The following is a 23,905-nucleotide window of genomic DNA, read 5'->3' as shown; positions in this document are numbered from 1 at the left end:
ACGGCATCAATCATTACCTGCGATGGTCATCCGCCCCAACAGGATCGAACCGGTCCGGATGTGCGAGCGGGGATCGACGTCGCTGCCGACCGCCTCGATGCTGCTGAACATCTCGCGCAGGTTGCCGGCGATGGTGATCCCGTCCACCGGGTACTGGATCTCGCCGTTCTCGACCCGGAAGCCACCCGCGCCACGCGAATAGTCGCCGGTCACGCCGTTCACGCCCTGCCCCATCAGCTCGGTCACCAGCAGGCCGTCGCCCATCTGCCGCGCGATGTCCTGCAGGGAGCCGGCGTTGGCCGCCAGCTGCAGGTTGTGCACGCCGCCGGCGTTGGCGGTGGTCTGCAGGCCCAGCTTGCGTGCCGAGTAGCTGCCCAGCACATAGCGCTGCAGCACGCCGTCGCGGACCAGCGCCGAGGCCCGGGTGGCGACGCCATCGCCGTCGAAGGCTGCCGAGCGCAGGCCGCGGCGCAGGTGCGGCAGCTCCTCGATCTGCATCCATTCCGGGAACAGGCGCTGGCCAACGCTGTCCAGCAGGAAGCTGGCCTGGCGGTACAGGGCACCACCGGACACCGCCGACAGCAGATGCCCGACCAGGCTGCGCGCCACTTCCGGGGCGAACAGCACCGGCATGCTGCCGGTGGCCAGCGATCGCGGCTGCAGGCGGGCGACAGTGCGCTCGGCGGCACGACGACCGACCAGGCCGACGTCCTCCAGGTCCTCGCGAGCCAGCGCACTGGTGTACCAGCCGTCACGCTGCATGCCATCGCCCTGCCCGGCGATCAGCGCACAACCGACCGAATGGTGGGTGCCGCGCTCACGGCCGGTGAAGCCATGCGAATTGGCATAGACCGACAGGCTCTGCATGCTCGACACCGAGGCGCCGTCGGAATTGCGGATCTGCGCATCGGCCTCACGGCCTGCGGCTTCGCAGGCCAGGGCCAGGTCCACCGCCTCGTCGGCCTGCAGCGCCCACGGGTGCCAGCCATCCAGGTCCGGGAAGTGGGTGGCCATCAGGTCCGCCTCGGCCAGGCCGGCGGCCGGGTCGTCCTCGGTATGCCGGGCGATGGCGCAGGCCTGCTCGACCGTGGCCGCCAGGCTGGCCTCGTTCAGGTCGCCGGTGCTGGCGCTGCCCTTGCGTTGGCCGAAGTACACGGTGACGGCGATGCCGCGGTCGCGGGTGGACTGCACGGTTTCGACCTCGCCGAGGCGGACATTGACCTCCAGCCCACGGTCTTCGCTGCAGCTGACTTCGGCCTGGCTGGCGCCCAGCGCGCGGGCGCGGTCAAGCAGCTGCTGGGAGAGGTCGGCCAGCCGTTCCAGCCGGGCCGGGCTGTCGTCGCCGACAGCGGCTTCAGGGGCGATCACGTTCAATGCTTTATCCTGTACGGGTTGGGCCCGGCATCACGCCGGGCGACTTTTTTTGAAATCAGGTATGGACGATGCGCGGACGCGACGAAGAAACCGGTGAATTCCACGACAAGAGCCGCAGCCAGAACCGGCGCGACGCGCTCGACGTCCTGGCCCTGGGCGAAAAACTGGTGTCGCTGACACCGGCCCAGCTGGCGCGCCTGCCGATCCCGGAAGACCTGCTGCCGCACATCGCCGAGTGCAAGCGCATCACCGCCCACATCGCCCACAAGCGCCAGCTGGCGTTCCTGGCCAAGCACATGCGCCGCGAAGAAGACGCCACGCTGGATGCGATCCGCGATGCGCTGGATGCCAACAGCGAAACCGGCCGCCGCGAGGTGGCGATGATGCACCGCGTGGAAGACTGGCGCGAGCGCCTGCTGGCCGAAGGTGACAAGGCGCTGGCCGCCCTGCTGGACGACTACCCGCAGGCCGACCGCCAGCAGCTGCGCACGCTGGTGCGCAATGCGCAGGCCGAGAAGGCGAAGAACAAGCCGCCGCGTGCCTACCGCGAGATCTACCAGGTGCTGCGCGCACTGATGCTGCCGGCGGCGCTCGGCCTGAAGGCCAGCGCCGAAGACGCCGGCCACATCGAGACCGACGAAGCCGACGAGGACTGAGTCCGCGCCGGCGCGGGCGGTGGCGCTGGCCATCGCCCGGCTCAGGCCTGGGTACCGCCGACGGTGATGCCCTCGATCAACAGCGACGGCTGGCCGACACCCACCGGCACACTCTGCCCGTCCTTGCCACAGATACCCACGCCCTCATCCAGGGCCAGGTCGTTGCCGACCATGCGTACCTTCTGCATGGTCTCCGGACCGTTGCCGATCAGGGTCGCGCCCTTCACCGGCGCGGTGATGCGGCCATCCTCGATCAGGTAGGCCTCGGTGGCCGAGAACACGTACTTGCCGCTGGTGATGTCGACCTGGCCGCCGCCGAAGTTGACCGCATACAGGCCTTTCTTCACCGAACGGATCATTTCCTGCGGATCGTGCTGACCGGCACGCATGTAGGTATTGGTCATGCGCGGCATGGTCAGGTGCGCGAACGATTCGCGGCGCCCGTTGCCGGTCGGTGCCATGCCCATCAGGCGTGCATTGAGGCTGTCCTGCATGTAGCCGACCAGGATGCCGTCCTCGATCAGCGTGGTGCACTGGCTCGGGTGGCCTTCGTCGTCGATGTTGAGCGAACCGCGACGCCCGTCGAGGGTGCCATCGTCGACGATGGTCACGCCTGGTGCCGCCACGCGTTCGCCAATGCGGCCAGCGTAGACGCTGGTGCCCTTGCGGTTGAAATCGCCTTCCAGGCCATGGCCGACCGCCTCGTGCAGCAGCACGCCGGGCCAGCCCGGGCCCAGTACCACAGGCATCACGCCGGCCGGTGCCGGCACGGCGTCCAGGTTCACCAGCGCCTGGCGCAGGGCCTCGCGCGCGAACGCTTCCGGGCGGCCATCCGCGAACAGTTCCTCATAGCCATAGCGGCCACCGCCGCCGGCATAGCCCGACTCGCGGCGACCGTTGTGTTCGACGATCACCTGCACGTTCAGGCGCACCAGCGGGCGCACGTCAGCGCCCAGCACGCCGTCGCTACGGGCGATCAGCACCGTATCCACGCCACCGGACAGGCTGACCATCACCTGCTTCACGCGCGGGTCGGCGGCACGCAGGTAGCCGTCCAGGCGCTTGAGCACCTCGACCTTGGCCTCGTTGCCGACGCCATCGATGGGATCCAGCGCCGGGTACAGCGCGCGTGCATTGCCGCGCAGCAGCGAGCGCCCGGCCTGCGCGCCACCTTCGCGCGAGATCGCGCGCGCCGACTGCGCCGCGGCCAGCAGCGCGTCGGCATGGATGTCATCGGAATAGGCGAAACCGGTCTTCTCGCCGGAAATCGCGCGGACACCCACGCCTTGCTCGATGGAGTGGGCACCGTCCTTGACGATGCCATCCTCCACGCTCCAGCTCTCGCGGCGAGCATGCTGGAAATAAAGGTCGCCGAAGTCGACTCCGGGGCCGAGCAACTGCCCGAAGGTGCGCTCCAGGCCAGCGGTATCCAGGCCACCGGGGCGCAGCAGGCGGTCTTGGGCAAGCGTCAGGGCGATATCAGTCATGGTCTCGATCTGGGGGTGCGGGGGCGCTCAGGCAAGCCCCGTGAACAGGAGGTCCACGCTCAGCGCGAGCGTGGCAGGTCGGTAACGGTCGGCGGAACGGCCGGGACCGGGCTCGGCACGGGCGCTGGCGGGGTCTTGTCGCGGCTGCGTTCAATCACTTCCACCTTCGGCTCCTTCCATGGGCCGGTCACCTTGTAGGTGCGGGCGCCGATCTCGCCGAGCGGCTTGGACAATACCGCATTGGTGGCCGCGCCGAGCGCCGCGCCCACCGGGCCACCTGCCACCGCGCCGACCACGGTCAGCAGGTTGCCGGCGCGCGGGTTGACATCGATGGTCTGGTCGAACTGCTGGTTGCGCAGGTCGGCCTGGCCACGGATGGTGATGTTCGCCGCCGGACCCTCGATCAGTACCTTGTCGGTGCGCGCCATGCCCTGCCCGAACTGCACGCTGCCATCCACCTGGTTGAACGCGAAGCCCTTGGAGAAGAAGTCGCGGAAGTCGAACATCAGGCGACGCGGCAGCTGGGCCACGCTGAGCAGGCCGAGCACGCGGCCAGCGCCGGGCTCCAGTTCCAGCAGCTGGCCGTTGCGTGCGTGCAGGTCCAGGCGCCCTTGCAGGTTGGCCAGCTGGAAGTCCGAGGGCCCCCCGCTCCACGACGCCTGCAGCTGTGCCTGGCCGGAACCGCCCCGCAGCTGGCCACCGTAGTCGAGGTTCTGCATCAGGCCCCCCAGGTCTTCACTGCGCACCTGCGCGGTCAGCTCGGTGCGGGCGCCACCGGTGCGGCCCAGCCAGCGGCCACTGATGTCAATCTCCTGGTCCGGTGCACGGAAGCGCAGCTCGTCCACGTTCAATCCGTTGGCCAGCGGCCGCGTGCGCAGCACCGCCTGGCCGAGCACGACCTTGCCGAACTGCAGGTCGGCGATGTCCAGCGCGAACGGCGGCAGCTTGGCCGGATCCATGTCATTGGCGCCCGCCTGCACCCGCACTGGCGCGGCCGCGCCCGGTGCCGGCGGCAGCGACTGCCAGTGCACGCGGTCGAGTTGGCCGCTGATGGTGCCCCCTTCGGCATTGGGTACGGTCAGGCGACCGGCCAGCGAAGGTCCGTCCAGCCGCACATCCAGTGCCTGCGGGCCCGGCTGCAGCTGCAGGCGGGTCTGTTCGAAGACGCCACCGATCAGCATCAGCTTGCCAACCTGCACGTCCACCGCGCGCAGCGGCATGCCGTCATCGTCATTGCCACCACGGGCCAGGCCGATCCACTCCAGCGCATCCAGGGTCAGGCTGCGACCATTGACGGACAGTCCGCTCGGCGGCGGCTCGCGATCGGCATGGTCGCTGCCCAGGGTGACCTGCACACCGGTGCGGTTGTTGTGGCTGCGCGCGGCCAGGGCCAGGCGCTGGCCAAAGGCCACATCGATGCGACCAGCGCCCATCGGCAGCTGCGCGGCCACCGTGGTCGCCAGCGGCTCGGCGGCCGGCTTGTCCAAGGGCGCCGGCAGGTCCAGGCGGGTTCCCACCAGATCCGAACTCAGGCGCAGCTCGCTGGGCGGTGCGGGCGCTCCCGGTGCCACTTTGGGGAGGTTGACCGCAATGGTCCATGGCGAGGTACCGGCGATATAGGGCTTGAGCCACGCCATTTCCGGGGCGCGGTCAATCAGCACGCCGGCGTCGAGGTTGGCCGCCAGCTGCGACTCGAACGCCAGCCTACTGTCGTGCACGTAGCCGCCGGCGCGCAGGCTCAAGCGGCCGTCCTGACCAAGGTGGCGCACCGCCAGTTCCTCGGCACCGAAGCCGCCATTGCTGTAGCGCGCCTGCCCATGCATGTTGTCGAAGGCCAGCTGGAAGCGCTTGTCCACCAGCTTCACACCATTGAGGTCGACCGTGCCCTGCAGGTGACCGCCGCCTTCATCGTGGTGCAGCGGCTGCAGCAGGTCGAAGGTCACATGCGCCGGGCCGCTGGCGACCAGGTTGTCCAGGGTATCGCCATAGTCCTTGTGCAGCGGGCTCTGCCGCAGCATCGCAAGCAGCTTGCCCGCATCGCTGGGCGCATCCGCGCGCACATACAGCGGCTGCTGGCCGAAGTCCGGAATGCCCGCTTCGAATGCCTGTACCGCCACGCCGGCCAGATCGCCGCGCCCACGCATATCGAAGCCGGGGCCGATGAAGGCGATATCGGCATCGACCTGGCGCATCAGCGGCCAATCGTGCTGGAAGCGGATCTCGCCGTTGGTGATGTGTCCGGTGGCCTCGAAGCGGCCATCATGGTTGTCGAACGGCCAGTCATCCAGGTCACCACTGACCAGGCCGACACCGTTGCGCACCTGCCCACCGGCCAGTGCCATGTCCAGCCAGTCGGTAGCACCTTTGCTCATCTTGGAATGGATCCAGAACCGCTTGGCCGCGGTCATCGGCACATCGTCCAGCTTGGCCGCCAGCTGCAGCCACGGCCGCGTGCCGTCACCCTGGAACCAGACGCCGCCACGCACATCGGCCGCGTAATCGGTCCCTTCCACCCGCATCGCCGCAGTGCCGATGCGCCAGCCACCGGCCTCGTCGCGCCAGCCCACCACCTGCCCGGCCAGATGCAGGTCGTGGCGCACGCCGAAGCCCGTCGGCCAATCGAACTGCAGCTGACGTTGCGGCTGCAGCTGCAGGCTGAAGCCATCGGCATCGCCCTCGAAGCGTCCCCCCAGGCCACGCAGGCCCGGCGAGTGACCCACGCTGGCGAAGCCCAGCGACTGCAGCTCACCCTGGACCCACAACGGGCCATCACGTTCGCCGGCCAGCTGCAGCTCACGCACATCCAGCTGCGGTTTGGACAGGAACAGCCAATGGCGCAGGCCGGGGTCGAGGCGATCACTCAGCGCCAGGGCGCGCAGCGCGGTACCGGCCTGTACCTCGCCGGAACCAACCCGCAACTGCTTGCCGACCTGCAGGTGCAGGCCATCGAGCTGTTGTTCACCGTCCGCCGACTTCAGGCGCAGGCGCGGCACCTGCAACGCCCAGCCATCGGCCTGGCGCTGCCAGCGCAGGCGGGCCTGCACGCGCTGCAGCTGCAGCTGCGGAGCAGCCACGTCGGGCATCGGTGCGCCATCGATGCGGACGTCACGCAGGTCCGAATCAGTGGTCAGGGCCACCGGCGCGAAATCGCGCAGGGTCAGCCACAGGTTCAGTTCGCCCTTGCCCTCGCGCACGCGGATGCCCCCGGCCGCCAGCAGCGGCGACCAGGCGTGGAAATCAACGGGGTCTGCGCCAAGCCAGGCCTGGCCGTTGCCGCCTGCGCGGTCTACGTCCAGTACCGCGGTCAAAGGCAGCGCATCGGCCTGTGCCCATGCCCGTACGCCCACCCGCAGGCGCTGGCCGTTGACGCGCAGGCGGAGGTCGATGCGCGGCAGCGTGGTGTCGATGCCCAGGCCCGGCGCATGCACGCCCAGGCGGCCACCGATCACCTGCAGTTCGCCCAGCCGGCGCAACGCGTCCAGCGGATCGCCGCCGGTGTTGGACTGCGGCAGGCCACGCACCGACCAGCGGCCGTCCTCGCCCTGCTGCAGGTCCAGTGCCAGGCCACGCAGGCGCAGTTCGGTCAACGAGCGGCCGGGCAGCAGCCCGCTGTACATCGACACCAGCACCTCGGCCTCGCCGATGGCCAGGCCCTGGCCGGCGCCGATGCGCAGGCCCTTCAGCTGCAGCAGCGGACCGCGCCGGGTCCAGGCCGTCTGCAGCTGATCGAAATGCACCGGCTGGCCGGCGCGTTCACTCAACCAGGCGGCAATCCTGTCGGGATGGCGCTCGGCCAGCGGCAGCAGCTGGCTGAGAGTGCCCACCAGCAGTGCCAGCCCGACCAGGCCCACCGCGCAGGCGGCAATGAAATGACGGCGGATCCTTCGCAGTCGCAGGCGCGGCGGCGCGCTCATCGGCCACCGCCGGCCTGCGGCCGGCGAGGATCAGAGCAGAACGACATCGAATTGCTCCTGCAGGTACTGCTCGTCCGCCTGGAAGCGGATGCTCTTGCCGAGGAATTCCTCCAGCTCGGCCACCGCCGAGGATTCCTCGTCGGTGATGCGCGCGACCACCTTGGTCGAGGCGATCACCAGCAGGCGCGCGGCATCGAACTGGCGCACGGCACGGGTGATCTCGCGGAAGATCTCGTAGGTCACCGTTTCGGTGGTCTTGATGCTGCCACGGCCGCTGCACTGCGGGCAGGTTTCCGACAGCTGGCGCTCCAGGCTTTCGACCGTGCGCTTGCGGGTCATTTCCACCAGGCCCAGCGGCGAGAAGTCGTACACCGTGGTCTTGGCATGGTCGCGGGCCAGCGCCTTTTCCAGCGTGCGCAGCACCTGGCGGCGATGCTCGGCATCATCCATGTCGATGAAGTCGATGATGATGATGCCGCCCAGGTTGCGCAGCCGCAGCTGCCGCGCCACTGCCTGCGCCGCTTCCAGGTTGGTGCGGAACACGGTCTCTTCCAGGTTGCGCTGGCCGAGGAACGAACCGGTGTTGACGTCGATGGTGGTCATCGCCTCGGTCTGGTCGATCACCAGGTAGCCACCGGATTTCAGCGGCACCTGCTTGTCCAGCGCACGGCCGATCTCGTCCTCCACCCCGAACATGTCGAAGATCGGGCGATCACCGGCGTACAGCTCCAGCTTCTCGGCCAGCACCGGCATGTACTTGGCAACGAAGGCCTGCAGCTGGCCGAAGGTCTCCTTCGAATCCACCTTCACCTTGTCCACATCCTTGCGGATCAGGTCGCGCACCGAACGCAGCGGCAGGCTCAGGTCTTCATAGATGTTGCTGCACGAGGCCGCTTCGCGGCCGCGGCGCTCGACCACGTTCCAGACCCGCGACAGGTAAGCGATGTCCTCGGCGATGGCCTCGGCCGGCTGGCCTTCGGCGTTGGTACGCACGATGTAGCCGTAGCCGCCATGCTGCGCAGACAGCTCGGTCACCAGGGCCTTCAGGCGGGCGCGCTCGGCCTCATCCTCGATGCGCGCGGACACGCCCACGACCTTGGATTGCGGCAGCAGCACCATGTAGCGCGACGGAATGCTGATCTGCGTGGTCAGGCGTGCCCCCTTGGTGCCGATCGGGTCCTTCACCACCTGCACCACGATGTCCTGGCCGTCACGCAGCAGCTCGACGATGGGCACGCTGGCCGGCGGCGGCAGGGTCGTGTTCTCGGTGTCGGCGCTGGCTACCGGCGCCGGGCGCACCACGTCGTTGGCGTGCAGGAACGCGGCGCGCTCCAGCCCCACTTCGACGAACGCGGCCTGCATGCCGGGCATGACCCGCTGCACCTTGCCCTTGTAGATGTTGCCGACCACGCCACGGCGCCAGCCGCGCTCGATGTGCAGTTCCTGCAGCATGCCGTTTTCGATCACCGCGACCCGGGTTTCGCGCGGGGTCACATTGACCAGGATTTCCTCAGACATCGGCAGCCTCCCTGGCGGCATCAGCAGTTGGGGCCGGCACGCCGCAGCGCGCCAGCAGACGATCGGTGTGCAGCAGCGGCAGTCCCATCACGCCGGAGTAGCTGCCGGAAAGATGTTCGATCCAGCGTTCGGCCCCGCCCTGGATGGCGTAGGCGCCGGCCTTGTCCAGCGGCTCACCGGTGGCCACGTAGGCGGCGATGTCAGCGTCGTCGATCGGCGCGAAGGTCACTTCGGAAATGACCAGTTCGCTGTCCAGACCATCCGCACCGACCACCACCACGGCGGTCATTACCTGATGGGTGCGCCCGGCCAGTCGCGCCAGCATCGCGCGCGCGTCGGCGGCGTTGGCCGGCTTGCCGAACACTTCACCGTCCAGCACCACCTCGGTGTCCGAACCGAGCACCTGCGCCTGCGGGTCTTCGGCCAGCACCCGGGCCAGCCCGGCGCGTGCCTTGTCGGCGGCGACCCGGCACACATACTGTTCGGCACTCTCGGTCGCGGCGCGCTGCTCGACGACCTCCAGGTCCAGGGCCTGGAAGTGGCGTCCGAGTCGGGCCAGCAACTGGTTGCGTCGGGGGGAGCGGGAAGCAAGATAGAGCATCGGCACAGCATAACCTGAGCCCGTCACCTGAATCGTCGGCAACCTGTCGAGGAACGCACACAACCCCGAACGGGCTCACAGCGCGTTCATCGCTGCGACACCACCCTCATCCGCACAACAAGGAGATCCCATGCGCCTGACCGCCACCCCGCTGCTGCTCGCCCTGTCCCTCGCCCTTGGAACCTCGATGACCGCCCATGCCGCCCCGTCGTCGCCGTCGATCGCCGCCGCGGCCGAAGGCACCCTGCTGAACATCTCGGCCAACGCCGAGGCCACCCGCGTGCCGGATGTCGCCACCCTGTCGGCAGGCGTGGTCACCCAGGCCGCCGATGGCAACAGCGCCATGCGCCAGAACGCCCAGCAGATGGACAAGGTACTGGCCGCGATCAAGGCCGCCGGCATCGCCGAGCGCGACGTGCAGACCAGCGGCGTCAGCCTCAACCCGCAATACCGCTATGCGGACAACGAAGCGCCGAAGATCACCGGCTACCAGGCCAGCAACACGGTCAGCCTGAAGGTGCGTGACATCGCCAAGCTCGGCAAGGTACTCGATGCGCTGGCCGCACAGGGCGCCAACCAGATCAACGGCCCCAGCTTCGAGATCGACCAGCCGGAACCGGTCTATGACGAAGCCCGCCTCGCCGCACTGAAGAAGGCCCAGGCCCGCGCCCAGACCTATGCCAAGTCGCTGGGCCTGCAGGTGCGCCGCATCGTCAGCATCTCCGAGAACGCCGGTGGTGGTTACCGACCGATGCCGATGATGCGTGCGATGGCCGCCGGCGCGGCGATGGACAAGGCCACCCCGGTCGCTCCGGGTGAATCGACCGTCTCGGTCAACCTGGACGTGGTGTTCGAACTGGGTCGCTGATCCCATCCCTTCCGTTGGACAGAGGCGGGTCCCGCAGGGGGCCCGCCTTTTTCATGTGAGCCGGGGCGGCTGGCTGAAGGCCAGCCCAACGATCCTGCCCCTGCCTCTAGGCAGTGGCCGGGCCCTGGCGTTAATGATTGACTGCCAGCCGCGTGCGGCAACCCCGCCACGGGCCCTGGTGCGTTGAGGACTTCGTCACTGGCATGGAGGTGGACCATGGTTCGTACGTATCCCGTTGCATCCCCGCACTTCGACCCCGCCCGCGTTGCCGCTTGGAGCGCGGCCATCGCCCTGCACCTGCTCGCGTTCCTGTTGCTGCTGATTCCGGCGACCTACCAGGCCGTGCAGGTCCCGCGTGACAAGACCACGGTCCGGCTGATCGAGAAGATCCCGCCAACGCCGCCCCCGCCGGTGCTGCAGGAACCGAAGGAAGTCGCCCGGGTCGTGCCGAAACCACAGGCACAGCCGGCGACACCGCCACTGCCCGCCCCTACCGCGACCGCAGAAGAAACCCAGGGCATCGCGCTGCCGGCTGCCGAGCAGGCCGCGCCGCCACTCGCACCAAGCATCGACACCAGCACGCCGTTGGCCGGCGCCCAGCTGCAGTACCGCAGTGCACCGCCGCCGGCCTATCCGGTGCCGGCCCTGCGCAACCATGAGCAGGGCACGGTGCTGCTGCGGGTGGAGGTTGACAGCAGCGGTCAGCCGGTCGCGGTCAGCATCGAGCGCAGCAGTGGCTCGCGCCACCTGGACCAGGCCGCACGCCAGCAGGTGCTCAAGCGCTGGCGCTTTGAACCGGCCCAGCGTGATGGCATAGCGGTACCGGCCATCGGCCTGGTGCCGGTGCAGTTCTCGTTGCCGGACTGACGATCCGGGGCCGGTCCGACCGCCTGTCGGACCGGCCTCCGGAGTTGAAATGCCAAACTCGGCAAAGTTCAACCTCAAACGTTACGGATTAAGCAAAATTTCACGACTTCGTCACCCGTCGGAAACCTAGATTGGCCCGTCCCGGACACTCCGGAGACAGCCCTCAACGCTACGGTTTTCCAGTTAGGAGAGAAGCTGTGAAACACCTGATCCAACGGCCCGCCAGCCGCCGCCGCTGCACCCTGGCATCGTCCATCACCCACATCCTTACCGGCGGCACCCTGCTGCTGGTTGGCGCCGTGGCTCCCACCTCAGCGTTCGCGCAGGAAAAGGCCACCAACCTGGACCGCATCACGGTTACCGGTTCGAACATTCCGCGCACCAACACCGAAACACCGTCCCCGGTGCAGGTGGTGACCCGTCAGGAAATCGACCGCACCGGCAAGACCACGGTTGCCGAATACCTGCAGACCCTGACTGCTGATGGTTCCGGCTCCATTCCCAAGACCTTCGGCAACGGCTTCGCCGGCGGTGGTGCCGGCATTTCGCTGCGTGGCCTGGGCGCGGGATCGACCCTGGTCCTGTTGAACGGCCGCCGCATGGCCACCTACGGCCTGGCCGATGACGGCCAGAAGGTCTTCACCGACCTGAGCACCATTCCGCTTGACGCCGTTGAACGCGTGGAAGTGCTGAAGGATGGCGCCTCGGCGATCTATGGCTCCGATGCCATCGCCGGCGTGGTCAACATCATCCTGCGCAGTGACTTCCAGGGTGCGATCCTTCGCGGTTCCTACGGTGTCTCCGGCGACGGCGATGGCGACGCGAAGAAGGCGACCCTGACCGCGGGTACTGGCGACCTCGCAACCGACGGCTGGAATGCCTTCTTCAGCCTCGACGTCGGCAAGACCGACGCGATCAAGATCAGCGATCGCAAGAACCGCAAGTGGATCGGCACCGGCGACACCCGCCCGTGGGGCTACGGCAACAACGCGCAGTTCCTGGGCGGCGCCTTCCTCAGCGGCGGTACCCGCGGCGGCGTGGGTCCGAATGGTTCGGTGTACGACAGCACCGGCCACCTGGTCGCCCTGCCGGGCTGTGCCGGCCTGACCACCATTCCCGGCCAGAACGACGCGACCGCCCAGGCACACGGCTGCCTCTGGGATCCGAACCAGCTGTACCGTGACCTGACCCCGGAAGAGAAGTACGTCAACGTGTTCGGTCGCGCCAGCTTCGCCTTCGGCGAAGGCGGCGAGATCTACACCGAGATCGGCTACTCGAAGAAGGACACCACCTTCAGCAACACGCCGTCCGGTGTTTCCGGTGGCTGGGGCTACCCCGGTGGCCCGATCAACGCCAACAGTGGCGATGGCGCCACAGTGCTGGGCCCGAACCATCCGGACAACCCAATCCCGGGCCAGGCCTCGCGCCTGCGCTACTCGGCCTGGGATGTCGGCCCGCGCGTGACCGACAACTCCAACGAGTTCACCCGCTTCCTGGTCGGCGTCAAGGGCAACTGGGGTGACTGGAGCTACGATACCGCCTACCTGCACTCCGGCACCGACCTGGTCAACAAGCGCACCGGCTTCCTCAACTACGACAACGTGCGTTGCGCCCTGGCCAATCCGAACTGTGCCGGTGGTGTGTGGCGCATCGGCGACAACGCCAACCTCAATTCGCAGGCGCTGTACGACTTCATCTCGCCACGGATCAGTGCACGTGCCAAGTCGACCCTGGACATGTTCGACTTCACCGTGTCGCGCAGCCTGATGGACCTGAAGGGTGGTCCGCTGGGCCTGGCGATCGGTACCGAGTGGCGCAAGACCAGCAACAGCCTGACCCCGCAGACCTTCACCGACCAGGGCCAGATCATCGGCCTGGGCTATTCGGCCTACGACGGCACCCAGAACGTCTACGCCGGCTATGTGGAACTGTCGGCACCGGTACTGGAACAACTGGAACTGTCCGGCGCACTGCGTTACGACAAGTACGAAAGCGGCGAAGGCAAGGCGACGCCGAAGCTGGGCATCAAGTGGACACCGGCTGACTGGATCGCCCTGCGCGCCAGCTACGCCGAAGGCTTCCGCGCGCCCAACCCGGCCGAGAACGGCGATGGTGGACTGGCTGCCTTCTCCAATGCTGCCGACCCGGTGCGCTGCCCGGGCGGCAACCCTGCACCAGGCGCGACCCCCGACGATTGCGGCGCTCTGCCGGTCGCGATCATCACCCGTCCGAACAAGGACCTGAAGCCGGAAGAGTCGAAGAGCTACTCGGTGGGCATCGTGCTGCAGCCGACCTCCACCACCTCGCTGACCGTGGATGCATGGCAGATCAAGCGCACCAACGAAATCGCCCAGGGCGATACGGGTGCGGCGATCGCGGCGGGCAATGTGCTGCGTGACAACAACCTGCTCAACGGCGTCCCGGGCACCGGCAGCATCCTGGCCGTCAACACTGCGTACATCAATGCCGCATCGACTCGCGTCCGCGGTATCGATACCGATATCCGCCAGACCTTCGATATCGGCCCGGGCCAGCTGGAAATGGACCTGCAGTGGAGCCATGTGCTCAAGTTCGAGCGCACCGATGCCGACGTCACCCGCGACTACGCCGGCACCCACGGCAACTGTGACGTGACCAACTGCATCGGCACGCCGAGGGACCGCATCAACTTCGGCACCACCTGGAAGCAGGGTCCGTGGAGCGTGAGCGGCGTTGCCAACTACATCTCCAAGATGGAGAACAAGGATTTCCGTGGTCCGGAGGGCTCGTACCAGTTCTCGTACGCCGATGGTACCGACGTCACCAAGATCTCCTCGTTCACCACCTTCGACCTGTCCGGCCGCTGGAACATCACCGAAGCCTTCGAGCTGAATGCCTCGGTGCAGAACGTGTTTGATCGCATCGCTCCGCTCGACCCCACCACCTACGGTGGCGTGAACTACAACCCGCTGCACTTCAGCGGCGCCATCGGCCGTTACTTCACCGTCGGCGCCAAGTACACCTTCAAGTAATACCGTTCAACGCACCACCTTCGAAGGCCCGGGCACCTGCCCGGGCCTTCGTCGTTGCGGCCCCTTGCGTTCATGTTCACGGGCACACCGCTACCGTGGGGCAGCGGCATCACCGCCGCAGGGGACATCATGGCCGCGACCTCACAACGCCTCGGGCTGCCCGCGTTGACCGCACTGGTGGTCGGCTCGATGGTCGGCGCAGGCATCTTTTCATTGCCGCAGAACGTGGCGCGCAGCGCCGGGCCGGCGGCGGCGCTGCTCGGCTGGGCGGTCAGTGGCGCCGGCATGCTGATGCTGGCCTTCGTCTTCCAGGCCCTGGCCAACCGCCGGCCGGACCTCGATACCGGCATCTACGCATACGCGCGCGAAGGCTTCGGCAACTACATCGGCTTCTCCGCTGCGTGGGGCTACTGGGTTGCCTCGGTGCTCGGCAACGCCAGCTTCTTCGTGCTGATCTTCAGTGGCCTCGGCCACTTCATGCCGGTCTTCGGTGAAGGCAATACCCCGGCCGCCGTGGCCGCTTCGTCGCTACTCCTCTGGACCGTGCACCTGCTGGTGCTGCGCGGCCTGCGCACCGCCGCCATCGTCAACGGCCTGGTGACGGTGGCCAAGCTGCTGCCGATCACGTTGTTCCTGATCCTGGCCGCCGGCGCGTTCCGCATGGATGTGTTCCGTGCCGATTTCCTGGGCACCCCCGCACTTGGCGACCTCGGCCAGCAGCTGCGCGGCATGATGCTGGTGACCGTGTGGGTATTCATCGGCATCGAAGGTGCCAGCATCTACTCGCGGCGCGCGGCCCGTCGCGCCGATGTCGGCCGCGCCACGGTGATCGGCTTCCTCGGCGTCTGGCTGCTGCTGGTGCTGGTCAGCCTGCTGTCGATGGGCGTGCTGTCGCAGGCCGAACTGGCGGGGTTGCCCAATCCGTCGATGGCTTACGTGCTGCGCGCCATCGTTGGCGAGTGGGGCGCGACGGTGATCATCGTCGGCTCGATCATTTCGGTACTCGGCGCGCTGCTGGCCTGGGTGCTGCTGTGTGCCGAAGTGCTGTACGCCGCTGCGGGCGACGGCACCATGCCGGCCTTCCTGGGGCGCGAGAATGCGCGCGGCGTGCCGGCCAACGCGCTCTGGCTCAGCAACGGGCTGATCCAGCTGTTCCTGCTGCTGGTGCTGGTCAACTCCGGCAGCTACACCGGCCTGGTGCTGCTGGCTGCGTCGATGAGCCTGGTGCCCTACTTCCTGTCGACCGCGTTCGGCGTGCAGCTGGCCTGGCGTGGCCAGGCCTATGCGGGTGAACCGGGTGTGCGCTGGCGCGATTTCGTCGTTGCCCTGCTGGCCAGTGCCTATGCATTGTGGCTGGTGTATGCCGGCGGCCTCGACAACCTGCTGCTGTCGGTCCTGCTCTATGTGCCCGGTGTGGTGGTGTTCGCACTGACCCGGCTCCAACGCGGTGAGCAGGTATTTACGCGTTGGGAATGGGTGCTGTTCGGCGCCATTCTGGTGGTGGCCATCGCTACGCTGGTGGCGTTCTCCAGAGGTGAGCTGGCACTGTAGAGCCGAGCCCACGCTCGGCTTGGCACGGGCAGCCAAGCATGGCTCGGCTCTACCGCTGGCGTTCCGGCAGCATGCCGATATCCTGCATCCAGCGCTCGGCCAGCCGCGGCCACGCAGTGACCGGTGCATCCTTCATGCGCAGCCCGAACGCGTGGCCTCCGCGGGCGAACAGATGCATTTCGACGGGCACGCCTGCATCGATCAGCGCCTGGTAGTAGGCGAGTGATTCGCGCACATCATCGGTGCGATCATCGGTGGCCTGCGCAATGAACGTCGGCGGCATCGCGTCATCCACGACGATGTCCCTGACCAGCGAGAGTCCCTTGCCATGCCCGGCCCACAGATGGCCGGAGTACATCACCATCGCGAAATCCGGACGGCTGGACTGCGAGTCGGCCGCGTCGACCGCTGTGTAGCTGCGACGTGCGTGCGTGCTCAATCCCGCCACCACGTGACCACCCGCCGAAAAACCGATCACCCCCACCCGCTTCGGGTCGATGTTCCAGCGCTGTGCCTGCGCGCGCAGCAGGCCCATGGCACGTTGCGCGTCCTGCAAGGCCATCGGCACCGTCGGGTTGTCGCGACAGTTGCAGTCGGGATCCCAGTTCGGGCCGGACGCCGGCACGCGGTATTTCAGCAGCGCGCAGGTGATGCCCTGTGCGCTCAACCAATCGCAGATTTCGCTGCCTTCCAGGTCCATCGCCAGCACCCGGTAACCACCACCGGGCACCACCATCACCGCGGCGCCATTGGCCGGTCCCTTCGGCGGAAACACGGTGAGGGTCGGCACGGCCACGTTCTGCAGCATCGTCCAGCGTTCTCCGCTGGCCTTGGAAACTGCTTCGCCAACCTGCTCGGGACCTTTCAGTTTTGGCGGCGCCTTCACCGTGCCCTGCGGCCACAACGGCAGCTCGGTGGTGCCCTGCGGCGGATGCCAGGTTGGTGGGGCTGCGTTCGCTTCAGCGAACAGCAACATCGCAAGCAGCAGAGAACCCAGGGACAGGAGTGCGCGCACGATCAACATCCGTGGTTGGATGCAGCAGATTGTAGAGCCGAGCCCATGCTCGGCTACATTCTCGAAGCCGAGCATGGGCTCGGCTCTACAACACGGCAAAAAAAAAAGACCTGCATCCTGCGATGCAGATCTCTTCAAGGTGGCGCCCGAAGTTGGACTCGAACCAACGACCCCCTGATTAACAGTCAAGTGCTCTAACCGGCTGAGCTATTCGGGCAGACGACTAGTATAACCACTCTTCACGCGCGATGGTAGGGGTGATTCGCAATCATTGCGGCGGCCCGGTACAACTGCTCGGCCACCACCAGACGCACCAGCATATGGGGCAGCGTCAACGGTCCGATCGACCACTTCTCATCGGCCAACGCGGAGACTTCCGGCGAATGCCCTTCCGGGCCGCCGATCAGGAAGGCAAGGTCCCTGCCCTGCCCGCGCCAATGCTCCAGGCGCTGTGCCAGCTGCTCGGAACTGAGCTGGCGACCCGGCACATCCAGCGCGACCACGTAGGCATTCTTCGGCAGTGCGGCGATCACGCGCTTGCCTTCGTCTTCAGTGGCGCGGCGCGGATCACGGCCCTTGCCACGCAGGCCGGGCTCGATTTCCACCAGCTCGAACGGCAGCCAGTGCGACAGCCGCTTCTGGTACTCGGCGAAACCCTGCGCCACCCAGCTGGGTGCGCGTTCACCGGTAGCAATCAGGCGGGCTTTCATCAACGGTCCTCCAAAACGTCGACGGCGCCATCGGCGCCGTCGAAGGGATGCATCAACGTGAGGCTCAGGCCACTTCGTCGTCGCTGGACGGCGGCTGGTCGCCAACGGTCCACAGGCGCTCAAGTGCGTAGAACTCACGCACGCGCGGCAGCATCACATGCACGATCACGTCGCCCAGGTCGACCAGCACCCACTCGGCTTCGCGCTCGCCTTCAACACCCAGCGGCATCACGTCGAGATTCTTGGCGAAGCGCACGACTTCATCGGCGATCGACTTGACGTGGCGGGTCGAGGTGCCCGAAACGACGATCATGTAATCGGCAACGCTGGACCGGCCGCGCACGTCGATCTCGACCAGGTCCTTGGCCTTCAGGTCTTCGGTGGCTTGGCGGACGCTGGCCAGCAGTTCCGGCACGGAAGGCGGCGGGCTGGGCAGATCGACCTTGATGGTCTGGGGCTGGGTCTGGTTGCTCAAAGTGGATCGACTCGATAAACGTGGGGGCGATTATACGGGCAAGCCGGGGCGGCGGCATTCACGGCGTAGGGGAGCGGTACAGGCCATGCGCGGCCACGTAGTCGGCCACGGCCGGTGGCAGCAACGCCCGCCAGGGGCCACCGGCGGCGATCTGCGCACGCACGGCACTGGCCGATTCCTCGCGCAGCGGGTGATGCAGGCGCAGGATGCGCCCGGCCGGACTGGCAAACAGGGCCTGCTCGTTGTCGGCCCAGCGTCCTTCCAGCGCGCGGCCCAGTTCGCCATCCACCGAGGCCTGCAGGGGACTGCCCGGGCGCTCGGCCACCACGAAATGGGCCAGCCCGAACAGCGCCTCCCATTCGTGCCAGCGGGTCAGGCCCAGCAGGCTGTCGGCACCGACCAGCCAGGCCAGCGGCCGGCTGGGGCCCAGTTCACCGCGCAGCTCGCGCAGGGTGTCGACGGTGTAGGACGGGCGGCCCGGGAAACGCAGCGCCCGGTCCAGCTCGCGATGATCCAGCAGCAGGCCGGGTTCATCGCCGATGGCCAGCGAGAGCATGGTGAAGCGCTGGTCAGCGGTTGCACCCGGCACCGCGCGATGCGGCGGATCAGCCGCTGGCAGCATGCGTACAGCGACCTGCAGTTCGTCACGGGCAGCACGCGCGATGGCGAGGTGCCCGAGGTGCACCGGATCGAAGGTGCCCCCGTAATAGATCCGCAGGCTCATCACTCAGGCCCGCACCAGCAGGCGCACGGCACGCGGTTCGGCCACGGCTACCAGCAGGCGTTCCAGCGCCAGCCAGGCGTCGCCGTCGGCGCGCCCCTTGGCGATACGGTCGACCAGTCCGGCCTCGGCCACGAAACGTTCCCAGCGCTTGCCCTCGGGGTGCCGCTGCAGCGCACGCTTGTAGGGCGCTTGTCGCGATTCCCAGATGCCGCGCGATTTCATTTCGGCGGCCAGATTGCCGCCGCGCGCCTGTACCCGGGCCAGGCCGGCACCGGCCAACAGCTCGCGGATCACCATCGGCATCAGTGCGGCCACCGCCTCGCCTTCGCCACGCAGGCCGGCCAGCATGCGCAGCACCGCCGGCGGCTGGCCGGAGAACGTGGCCTCCAGCAGCCGGAAGACGTCATAGCGCGCGGCGTCGGCCACCAGCGCTTCCATCCGTTCCACGTCCAGTGGCTGGCCGTCGGCCAGCAGCGCCAGCTTGTCGATTTCCTGCGCGGCGGCCAGCAGGTTGCCTTCCACCCGCTCGGCCAACCGCTGCACCGCGGCAGGGTCGGCACGCAGGCCCTTGCCACGCAGGCGGCGCTCGATCCAGTCCGGCAGTTCGTGCGGCTTGATCGCCCAGGCCACCGACAGCACACCGATGCGATTGACCGCCTCGGCCCACTTGCCCTGGTGGGCCTTGCTCCATTCGTTGGCGGTAATCATCAGCACCACGTCCGGTGCCGGGTTGGCGCAGAACTGGCTGATCACCTCGGCGCCATCCTTGCCCGGCTTGCCACTGGGCAGGCGTACCTCGACCAGGCGGCGGGCACTGAACAGGCTGGGCGCATTGAAACTGGCGTCGAGCTGGTTCCAGTCGAAATCGCGGCCATCGGCGTCGAACACCTCGCGCTCGCCGATACCGGCGGCGCGCGCGCGCGCGCGGATGGCGTCGGCTGCCTCGAGCACGCGCAGGGTTTCCGGGCCGGCAATCAGGTAGACCGGCGCCAGCGGAGTGTCAGCGCCCTGGCTGGCCAGCTGCTCCGGACGCAGTTCCATCGTCGCGACTCAGTGCTTGGCTGCGGGAACCGGCTCGGCCGGCTCCGCGCCTTCAACCGGCTTGGCCTTCGGCGCCGTCAGGCTGCCGCCCTTCTCGATCTCGGCACGCACCACGCTGTCGATGCGGCGGATGATCGACGCAGACATTTCCCGTCGCAGCTCATCGGCCAGGATTTCGCGTTCGGTGGTGGTACCGGTGGCGTCGGTCGGCGGCGACACGTAGTCGCGCGACAGTTCGATCACCTGCTGCGGCACCAGCTCGCTGCCATCCTCGCGACGGAAGATGAAGATCACCGCATAGCGCAGGCTGTACTCCTGCGCACGGCCCTGCGAGTCGATGGCGATCGGCAGGTCACCCCAGCGTTCGGACAGCACCTGAAGCTGGGTGCTGGGCCCCTTGCTGTCCTCGGCGGCCAGCTTGGCACCGGATGCCAGCAGGCTGCGATTGAGCAGCTTGACCAGTTCACTGTAAGGCGCGGTGGAGACCACCTTCACCGGCGCCGTATCGGTCGGCAGCATCAGCTTGTTGCGCAGATGGAAACCGCAGCCGGCAAGGCCGAGGACAAGAACGAGGGCAAGCAGGATTCGGGTCATGGAGACAGTCTGGCGGAGCCGGGCGATCACGGCAACACACAGCCTGCCCGAAGCCGCGTGAATGCAGGGCCATCAAGTGCATGGCCCCGCACCGGGAAGGTACCGGCCACCGCGGGGGTGGCCGGCCCAGGATGCATCAGGCAGCGACGATGTTCACGATCTTGCCCGGCACGATGATGATCTTGCGCACCGTCAGGCCTTCCATGAACTTGGCCGCATTCGGTTCGGCCAGGGCCAGTGCTTCGACCTGCTCGCGTGCAGCATCGGCGGCCACCTCGATGGTGCCACGCAGCTTGCCGTTGACCTGCACGGCCAGGGTCAGCGCGTCGCGCACCAGCGCACCGGCGTCGGCCTGCGGGAACGGCTGGTCTTCCAGCAGCGTTTCGCCATGGCCCAGCACCTGCCACAGGGCGTGGCTGGCATGCGGGGTGATCGGGTTCAGCAGCAGCACGATGGCCTGCAGCGCTTCCTGGCGCACCGCACGCCCCTGCTCGCTGCTGTCCTCGAACTTGGCCAGCGCGTTCATCAGTTCCATCACCGCCGCGATGGCGGTGTTGAAGCTGTGGCGGCGGCCATAGTCGTCACCGACCTTGCCGATGGTCTCGTGGGTCTTGCGGCGCAGCGCCTTCTGGTTGGCGTCCAGCGCGGCCACGTCCAGCGCCGGGGCGGCGCCATCGGCCGCGTGCTTTTGCACCTGGGCCCACAGGCGGCGCAGGAAGCGCGCCATGCCGTCCACGCCGGCCTCGTTCCACTCCAGCGACTGTTCCGGCGGCGCAGCGAACATCGAGAACAGGCGCACGGTGTCGGCACCGTACTTGTCGACCATCGCCTGCGGGTCAACACCATTGTTCTTCGACTTGGACATCTTCTCGGTGCCACCGACCACCACCGGCTGGCCATCGGCGATCAGCGTGGCGCCGGTGATGCGGCCGCGCTCGTCGCGCTGCACTTCCACGTCGGCCGGGTTGATCCAGTCCTTCGAGCCGTCCGGGTTCGGGCGGTAGTAGGTCTCGGCGATCACCATGCCCTGGCACAGCAGGTTGCGTGCCGGTTCGTTGCTGTCCACCATCCGCGCGTCACGCAGCAGCTTGTGGTAGAAGCGGAAATACATGAGGTGCAGAATCGCGTGCTCGATGCCACCGATGTACTGGTCGACCGGCAGCCAGTAGTTGCCACGCTTGTCGACCGCATCACGGGCACCCGGCGAGGTGTAGCGGGCGTAGTACCAGCTCGACTCCATGAAGGTGTCGAAGGTGTCGGTCTCGCGCTCGGCCGCGCCGCCGCATTCCGGGCAGGTGGTCTTGCGCCATTCCGGATCGGTCTTGATCGGCGAACCGGTCCCCGAGAACGCCACGTCCTCCGGCAGCACCACCGGCAGCTGCTCTTCCGGCACCGGCACCGCACCGCACTTGTCGCAGTAGATCACCGGAATCGGGCAGCCCCAGTAGCGCTGGCGGCTCACGCCCCAGTCGCGCAGGCGATAGTTGACGCGGCGCTGGCCTTGGGCCTTGCGCTCGAAACGTTCGGCCAGCGCTTCGAAGGCGCCCTGGAAATCCAGCCCATCGAATTCGGCCGAGTTGACCAGTTCGGTCTGGCGGCTCTTGTCGCTGTACCAGTCCTGCCAGCGGGCACCGTCCCAGGTGCGCTCGTCGTCGTTGCGCGGGTCCTTCAGGGCGATGACCTGCACGATCGGCAGGCCGTACTTGTTGGCCACTTCGTTGTCGCGCTGGTCATGGCCCGGAACAGCCATCACCGCACCGGTGCCGTAGCCCATCAGCACGAAGTTGGCGACCCACACCGGCACCTTCTCGCCGGTGACCGGATGGATGGCACGCAGGCCGGTATCCATGCCGCGCTTTTCCTGGGTCTCCAGCTCGGCCTCGGACACGCCGCCCTGCTTCATTTCCGACAGCAGCGCGGCCAGTTCCGGGTTGTTCTTCGCTGCATGCAGCGCCAGCGGATGTTCGGCGGCGATCGACACGAAGGTCACGCCCATCACGGTATCCGGACGGGTGGTGAACACGCGCAGCGGATCCAGCACGCCGCCGTCGACGTCACGCACGTCGAACTGGATTTCCAGGCCCTCCGAGCGGCCGATCCAGTTGCGCTGCATGGTCTTGACCGAGTCCGGCCAGCCGTCCAGTTCATCCAGGCCGTCCAGCAGTTCCTGGGCGTAATCGGTGATGCGCAGGAACCACTGCGGGATCTCGCGCTTCTCGACCAACGCGCCGGAACGCCAACCACGGCCGTCGATGACCTGCTCGTTGGCCAGCACGGTCTGGTCGACCGGATCCCAGTTCACCACCGCATTGCGGCGGTAGGCCAGGCCCTTGCGCATCAGGCGGGTGAACATGCGCTGCTCGTGGACATAGTAGTCCGGGCGGCAGGTGGCGAATTCGCGCGACCAGTCCACCGCATAGCCCATGGCCTTGAACTGGCCACGCATGTGCTCGATGTTCTTGTAGGTCCAGGCCGCCGGTGCGGTCTTGTTCTTGATTGCCGCGTTCTCCGCCGGCAGGCCGAACGCGTCCCAGCCCATCGGCTGCAGCACGTTGTGCCCAGTCATGCGCTTGTAGCGGCTGATCACGTCGCCGATCGTGTAGTTGCGCACGTGGCCCATGTGCAGCGCACCGGACGGGTACGGAAGCATCGACAGGCAGTAGTACTTCGGCTTGTCCGAAGTCTCGTCCACTTCGAAGGCACGGGTGGCGTCCCAGTACTGCTGGGCGGCGGATTCAACCTGCTGCGGGTCGTAGGCGTTGGTTTCAGCGCTGGTCATGGAACACGCGGATGCGGCGGCAAAGCGGTACAGCGTACCGCAGTGCGGCATGGGGCTCCAAACCCGGCCGCCGGCCAGTGCCGCCGCCGGCCCCCACGATCCGTCTCAGCGCGGTCGCGACAGCGGCAGCCCAACCACCAGCCACAGCGCCCAGCAGGCGAAGGCCACGCGCTGTGCCAGGGGTGCCGGCACCAGGCCCTGCAGGGCGAAGGCGGCCAGTGCCGCAAGCACCCCGCAGGCCACCAACAATCCCCCCTGGACACGCCCGTGCACCTGGCGCACGTTGAATATGCCCAGCAGCAGGGTACCGGCGACGAAGCCCAGCACCCAGATCATCCAGGCGCTGGCATGCAGCTGGCTGGCCGGCCCGTGCAGGTCGTCCACATCCAGCGGCAGCAGGCCCATCGCAGCGAATGCGAGCCCGGCCAGCAGCAGCATCTGGCTGCCGACCCGCGGTGCCCAGCCAGCCGTGGCAGGCAACCGCCGGCGCAGGCACTCGGCCACCACCCCCGCCAGCAGGCCCGGCAACACGAAGCCCAGCAGATTGAAGGCCAGCGCGTGCGGCACGCCGTGTGCGCCCAGCAGGGCCACCGGGTGGCGGGCCTGTGCATAGCCGTCCAGGCCGGCGCCGAAGCCCAGCACCGCCAGCACGAACAGCAGTGCGGCGGCGAGGCCGGACAGGCGCAACAGGGAAGGCGGGGAGGTCATGCAGGCTCCGGG

General features: G+C 67.6%; 18 protein-coding genes and 1 tRNA gene. 5 read left to right on the top strand and 14 right to left on the bottom strand.

The genetic code is table 11. From position 1 onward, the window contains the following. Positions 1-6: 6 nt before the first annotated feature. Positions 7-1,374, bottom strand: coding sequence for a metalloprotease PmbA (gene pmbA / locus ACZK0Z_RS06605; protein ID WP_197633649.1), 1,368 nt, complete (start codon positions 1,372-1,374; stop codon positions 7-9). 68 nt (positions 1,375-1,442) lie between these two features. Here pmbA and yjgA point away from each other — a divergent pair, with 68 nt between their 5' ends. Next, complete coding sequence (yjgA, locus tag ACZK0Z_RS06600; protein ID WP_049428313.1) at positions 1,443-2,030, top strand: ribosome biogenesis factor YjgA; 588 nt, start codon at positions 1,443-1,445, stop codon at positions 2,028-2,030. Positions 2,031-2,071: 41 nt separating this feature from the next. Here the strand turns inward: yjgA and tldD are convergent, their stop codons facing one another. Genes tldD through ACZK0Z_RS06580 form a run of 4 tightly spaced genes read right to left on the bottom strand, consistent with a single transcriptional unit; the run spans position 2,072 to position 9,550 of the window. Further along, positions 2,072-3,517 carry a metalloprotease TldD gene (tldD, locus tag ACZK0Z_RS06595; RefSeq protein ID WP_106550599.1) on the bottom strand — a complete coding sequence of 482 codons (1,446 nt, stop codon included), beginning with the start codon at positions 3,515-3,517 and terminating at the stop codon, positions 2,072-2,074. A gap of 59 nt (positions 3,518-3,576) precedes the next feature. Next, positions 3,577-7,431, bottom strand: coding sequence for a YhdP family protein (locus tag ACZK0Z_RS06590; RefSeq protein WP_197633648.1), 3,855 nt, complete (start codon positions 7,429-7,431; stop codon positions 3,577-3,579). A 30-nt stretch (positions 7,432-7,461) separates the two neighbouring features. Next, entirely contained in the window at positions 7,462-8,949 is a 1,488-nt protein-coding gene (gene rng, locus ACZK0Z_RS06585; protein WP_049428958.1) for a ribonuclease G, read from the bottom strand. Next, entirely contained in the window at positions 8,942-9,550 is a 609-nt protein-coding gene (locus ACZK0Z_RS06580) for a Maf family nucleotide pyrophosphatase (RefSeq protein WP_197633647.1), read from the bottom strand. Before ACZK0Z_RS06580 ends, rng begins: the two co-directional genes overlap by 8 nt. A gap of 130 nt (positions 9,551-9,680) precedes the next feature. Here ACZK0Z_RS06580 and ACZK0Z_RS06575 point away from each other — a divergent pair, with 130 nt between their 5' ends. From ACZK0Z_RS06575 to ACZK0Z_RS06560, 4 genes are all read left to right on the top strand, one after another. Next, complete coding sequence (locus tag ACZK0Z_RS06575) at positions 9,681-10,418, top strand: SIMPL domain-containing protein (RefSeq protein WP_197620121.1); 738 nt, start codon at positions 9,681-9,683, stop codon at positions 10,416-10,418. 216 nt (positions 10,419-10,634) lie between these two features. Beyond that, positions 10,635-11,285: an energy transducer TonB gene (locus tag ACZK0Z_RS06570; RefSeq protein ID WP_197620122.1), complete on the top strand. Its 651-nt coding sequence runs from the start codon at positions 10,635-10,637 to the stop codon at positions 11,283-11,285. Between the two features lie 197 nt (positions 11,286-11,482). Next, positions 11,483-14,296: a TonB-dependent receptor gene (locus ACZK0Z_RS06565; protein WP_459004728.1), complete on the top strand. Its 2,814-nt coding sequence runs from the start codon at positions 11,483-11,485 to the stop codon at positions 14,294-14,296. A 129-nt stretch (positions 14,297-14,425) separates the two neighbouring features. Continuing rightward, on the top strand, positions 14,426-15,847 hold the full coding sequence (locus ACZK0Z_RS06560; RefSeq protein ID WP_049428959.1) for a basic amino acid/polyamine antiporter: 1,422 nt from the start codon (positions 14,426-14,428) through the stop codon (positions 15,845-15,847). A gap of 49 nt (positions 15,848-15,896) precedes the next feature. Here ACZK0Z_RS06560 and ACZK0Z_RS06555 read toward each other — a convergent pair whose 3' ends face one another. The 9 genes from ACZK0Z_RS06555 to ACZK0Z_RS06515 all read right to left on the bottom strand — a co-directional run bounded on the left by ACZK0Z_RS06555 (position 15,897) and on the right by ACZK0Z_RS06515 (position 23,893). Beyond that, entirely contained in the window at positions 15,897-17,000 is a 1,104-nt protein-coding gene (locus ACZK0Z_RS06555; RefSeq protein WP_458998519.1) for an alpha/beta hydrolase, read from the bottom strand. Between the two features lie 2 nt (positions 17,001-17,002). Next, positions 17,003-17,079, bottom strand: a tRNA-Asn gene (locus tag ACZK0Z_RS06550). Positions 17,080-17,101: 22 nt separating this feature from the next. After that, a complete protein-coding gene (rlmH, locus tag ACZK0Z_RS06545; protein ID WP_005418108.1) occupies positions 17,102-17,572 on the bottom strand; it encodes a 23S rRNA (pseudouridine(1915)-N(3))-methyltransferase RlmH in 471 nt (156 codons plus the stop codon). Between the two features lie 64 nt (positions 17,573-17,636). Further along, on the bottom strand, positions 17,637-18,047 hold the full coding sequence (rsfS, locus tag ACZK0Z_RS06540; protein WP_005410536.1) for a ribosome silencing factor: 411 nt from the start codon (positions 18,045-18,047) through the stop codon (positions 17,637-17,639). 58 nt (positions 18,048-18,105) lie between these two features. After that, positions 18,106-18,774 carry a nicotinate-nucleotide adenylyltransferase gene (gene nadD, locus ACZK0Z_RS06535; RefSeq protein ID WP_180848985.1) on the bottom strand — a complete coding sequence of 223 codons (669 nt, stop codon included), beginning with the start codon at positions 18,772-18,774 and terminating at the stop codon, positions 18,106-18,108. Next, positions 18,775-19,812, bottom strand: a complete 1,038-nt coding sequence (holA, locus tag ACZK0Z_RS06530) for a DNA polymerase III subunit delta (RefSeq protein ID WP_197633445.1) — start codon at positions 19,810-19,812, stop codon at positions 18,775-18,777. 9 nt (positions 19,813-19,821) lie between these two features. Continuing rightward, on the bottom strand, positions 19,822-20,406 hold the full coding sequence (locus ACZK0Z_RS06525) for an LPS-assembly lipoprotein LptE (protein WP_049427736.1): 585 nt from the start codon (positions 20,404-20,406) through the stop codon (positions 19,822-19,824). Between the two features lie 136 nt (positions 20,407-20,542). Then, positions 20,543-23,185: a leucine--tRNA ligase gene (gene leuS / locus ACZK0Z_RS06520; RefSeq protein ID WP_197633447.1), complete on the bottom strand. Its 2,643-nt coding sequence runs from the start codon at positions 23,183-23,185 to the stop codon at positions 20,543-20,545. A 105-nt stretch (positions 23,186-23,290) separates the two neighbouring features. Continuing rightward, positions 23,291-23,893, bottom strand: coding sequence for a DUF998 domain-containing protein (locus ACZK0Z_RS06515; RefSeq protein ID WP_049427734.1), 603 nt, complete (start codon positions 23,891-23,893; stop codon positions 23,291-23,293). Between the last annotated feature and the right edge of the window lie 12 nt (positions 23,894-23,905).

It is taken from the genome of Stenotrophomonas sp. 116085_Sma (assembly GCF_056479585.1).
The sequence above is the reverse complement of the archived record's forward strand: the minus strand, read 5'-3'. Positions and strand labels throughout refer to the sequence as shown.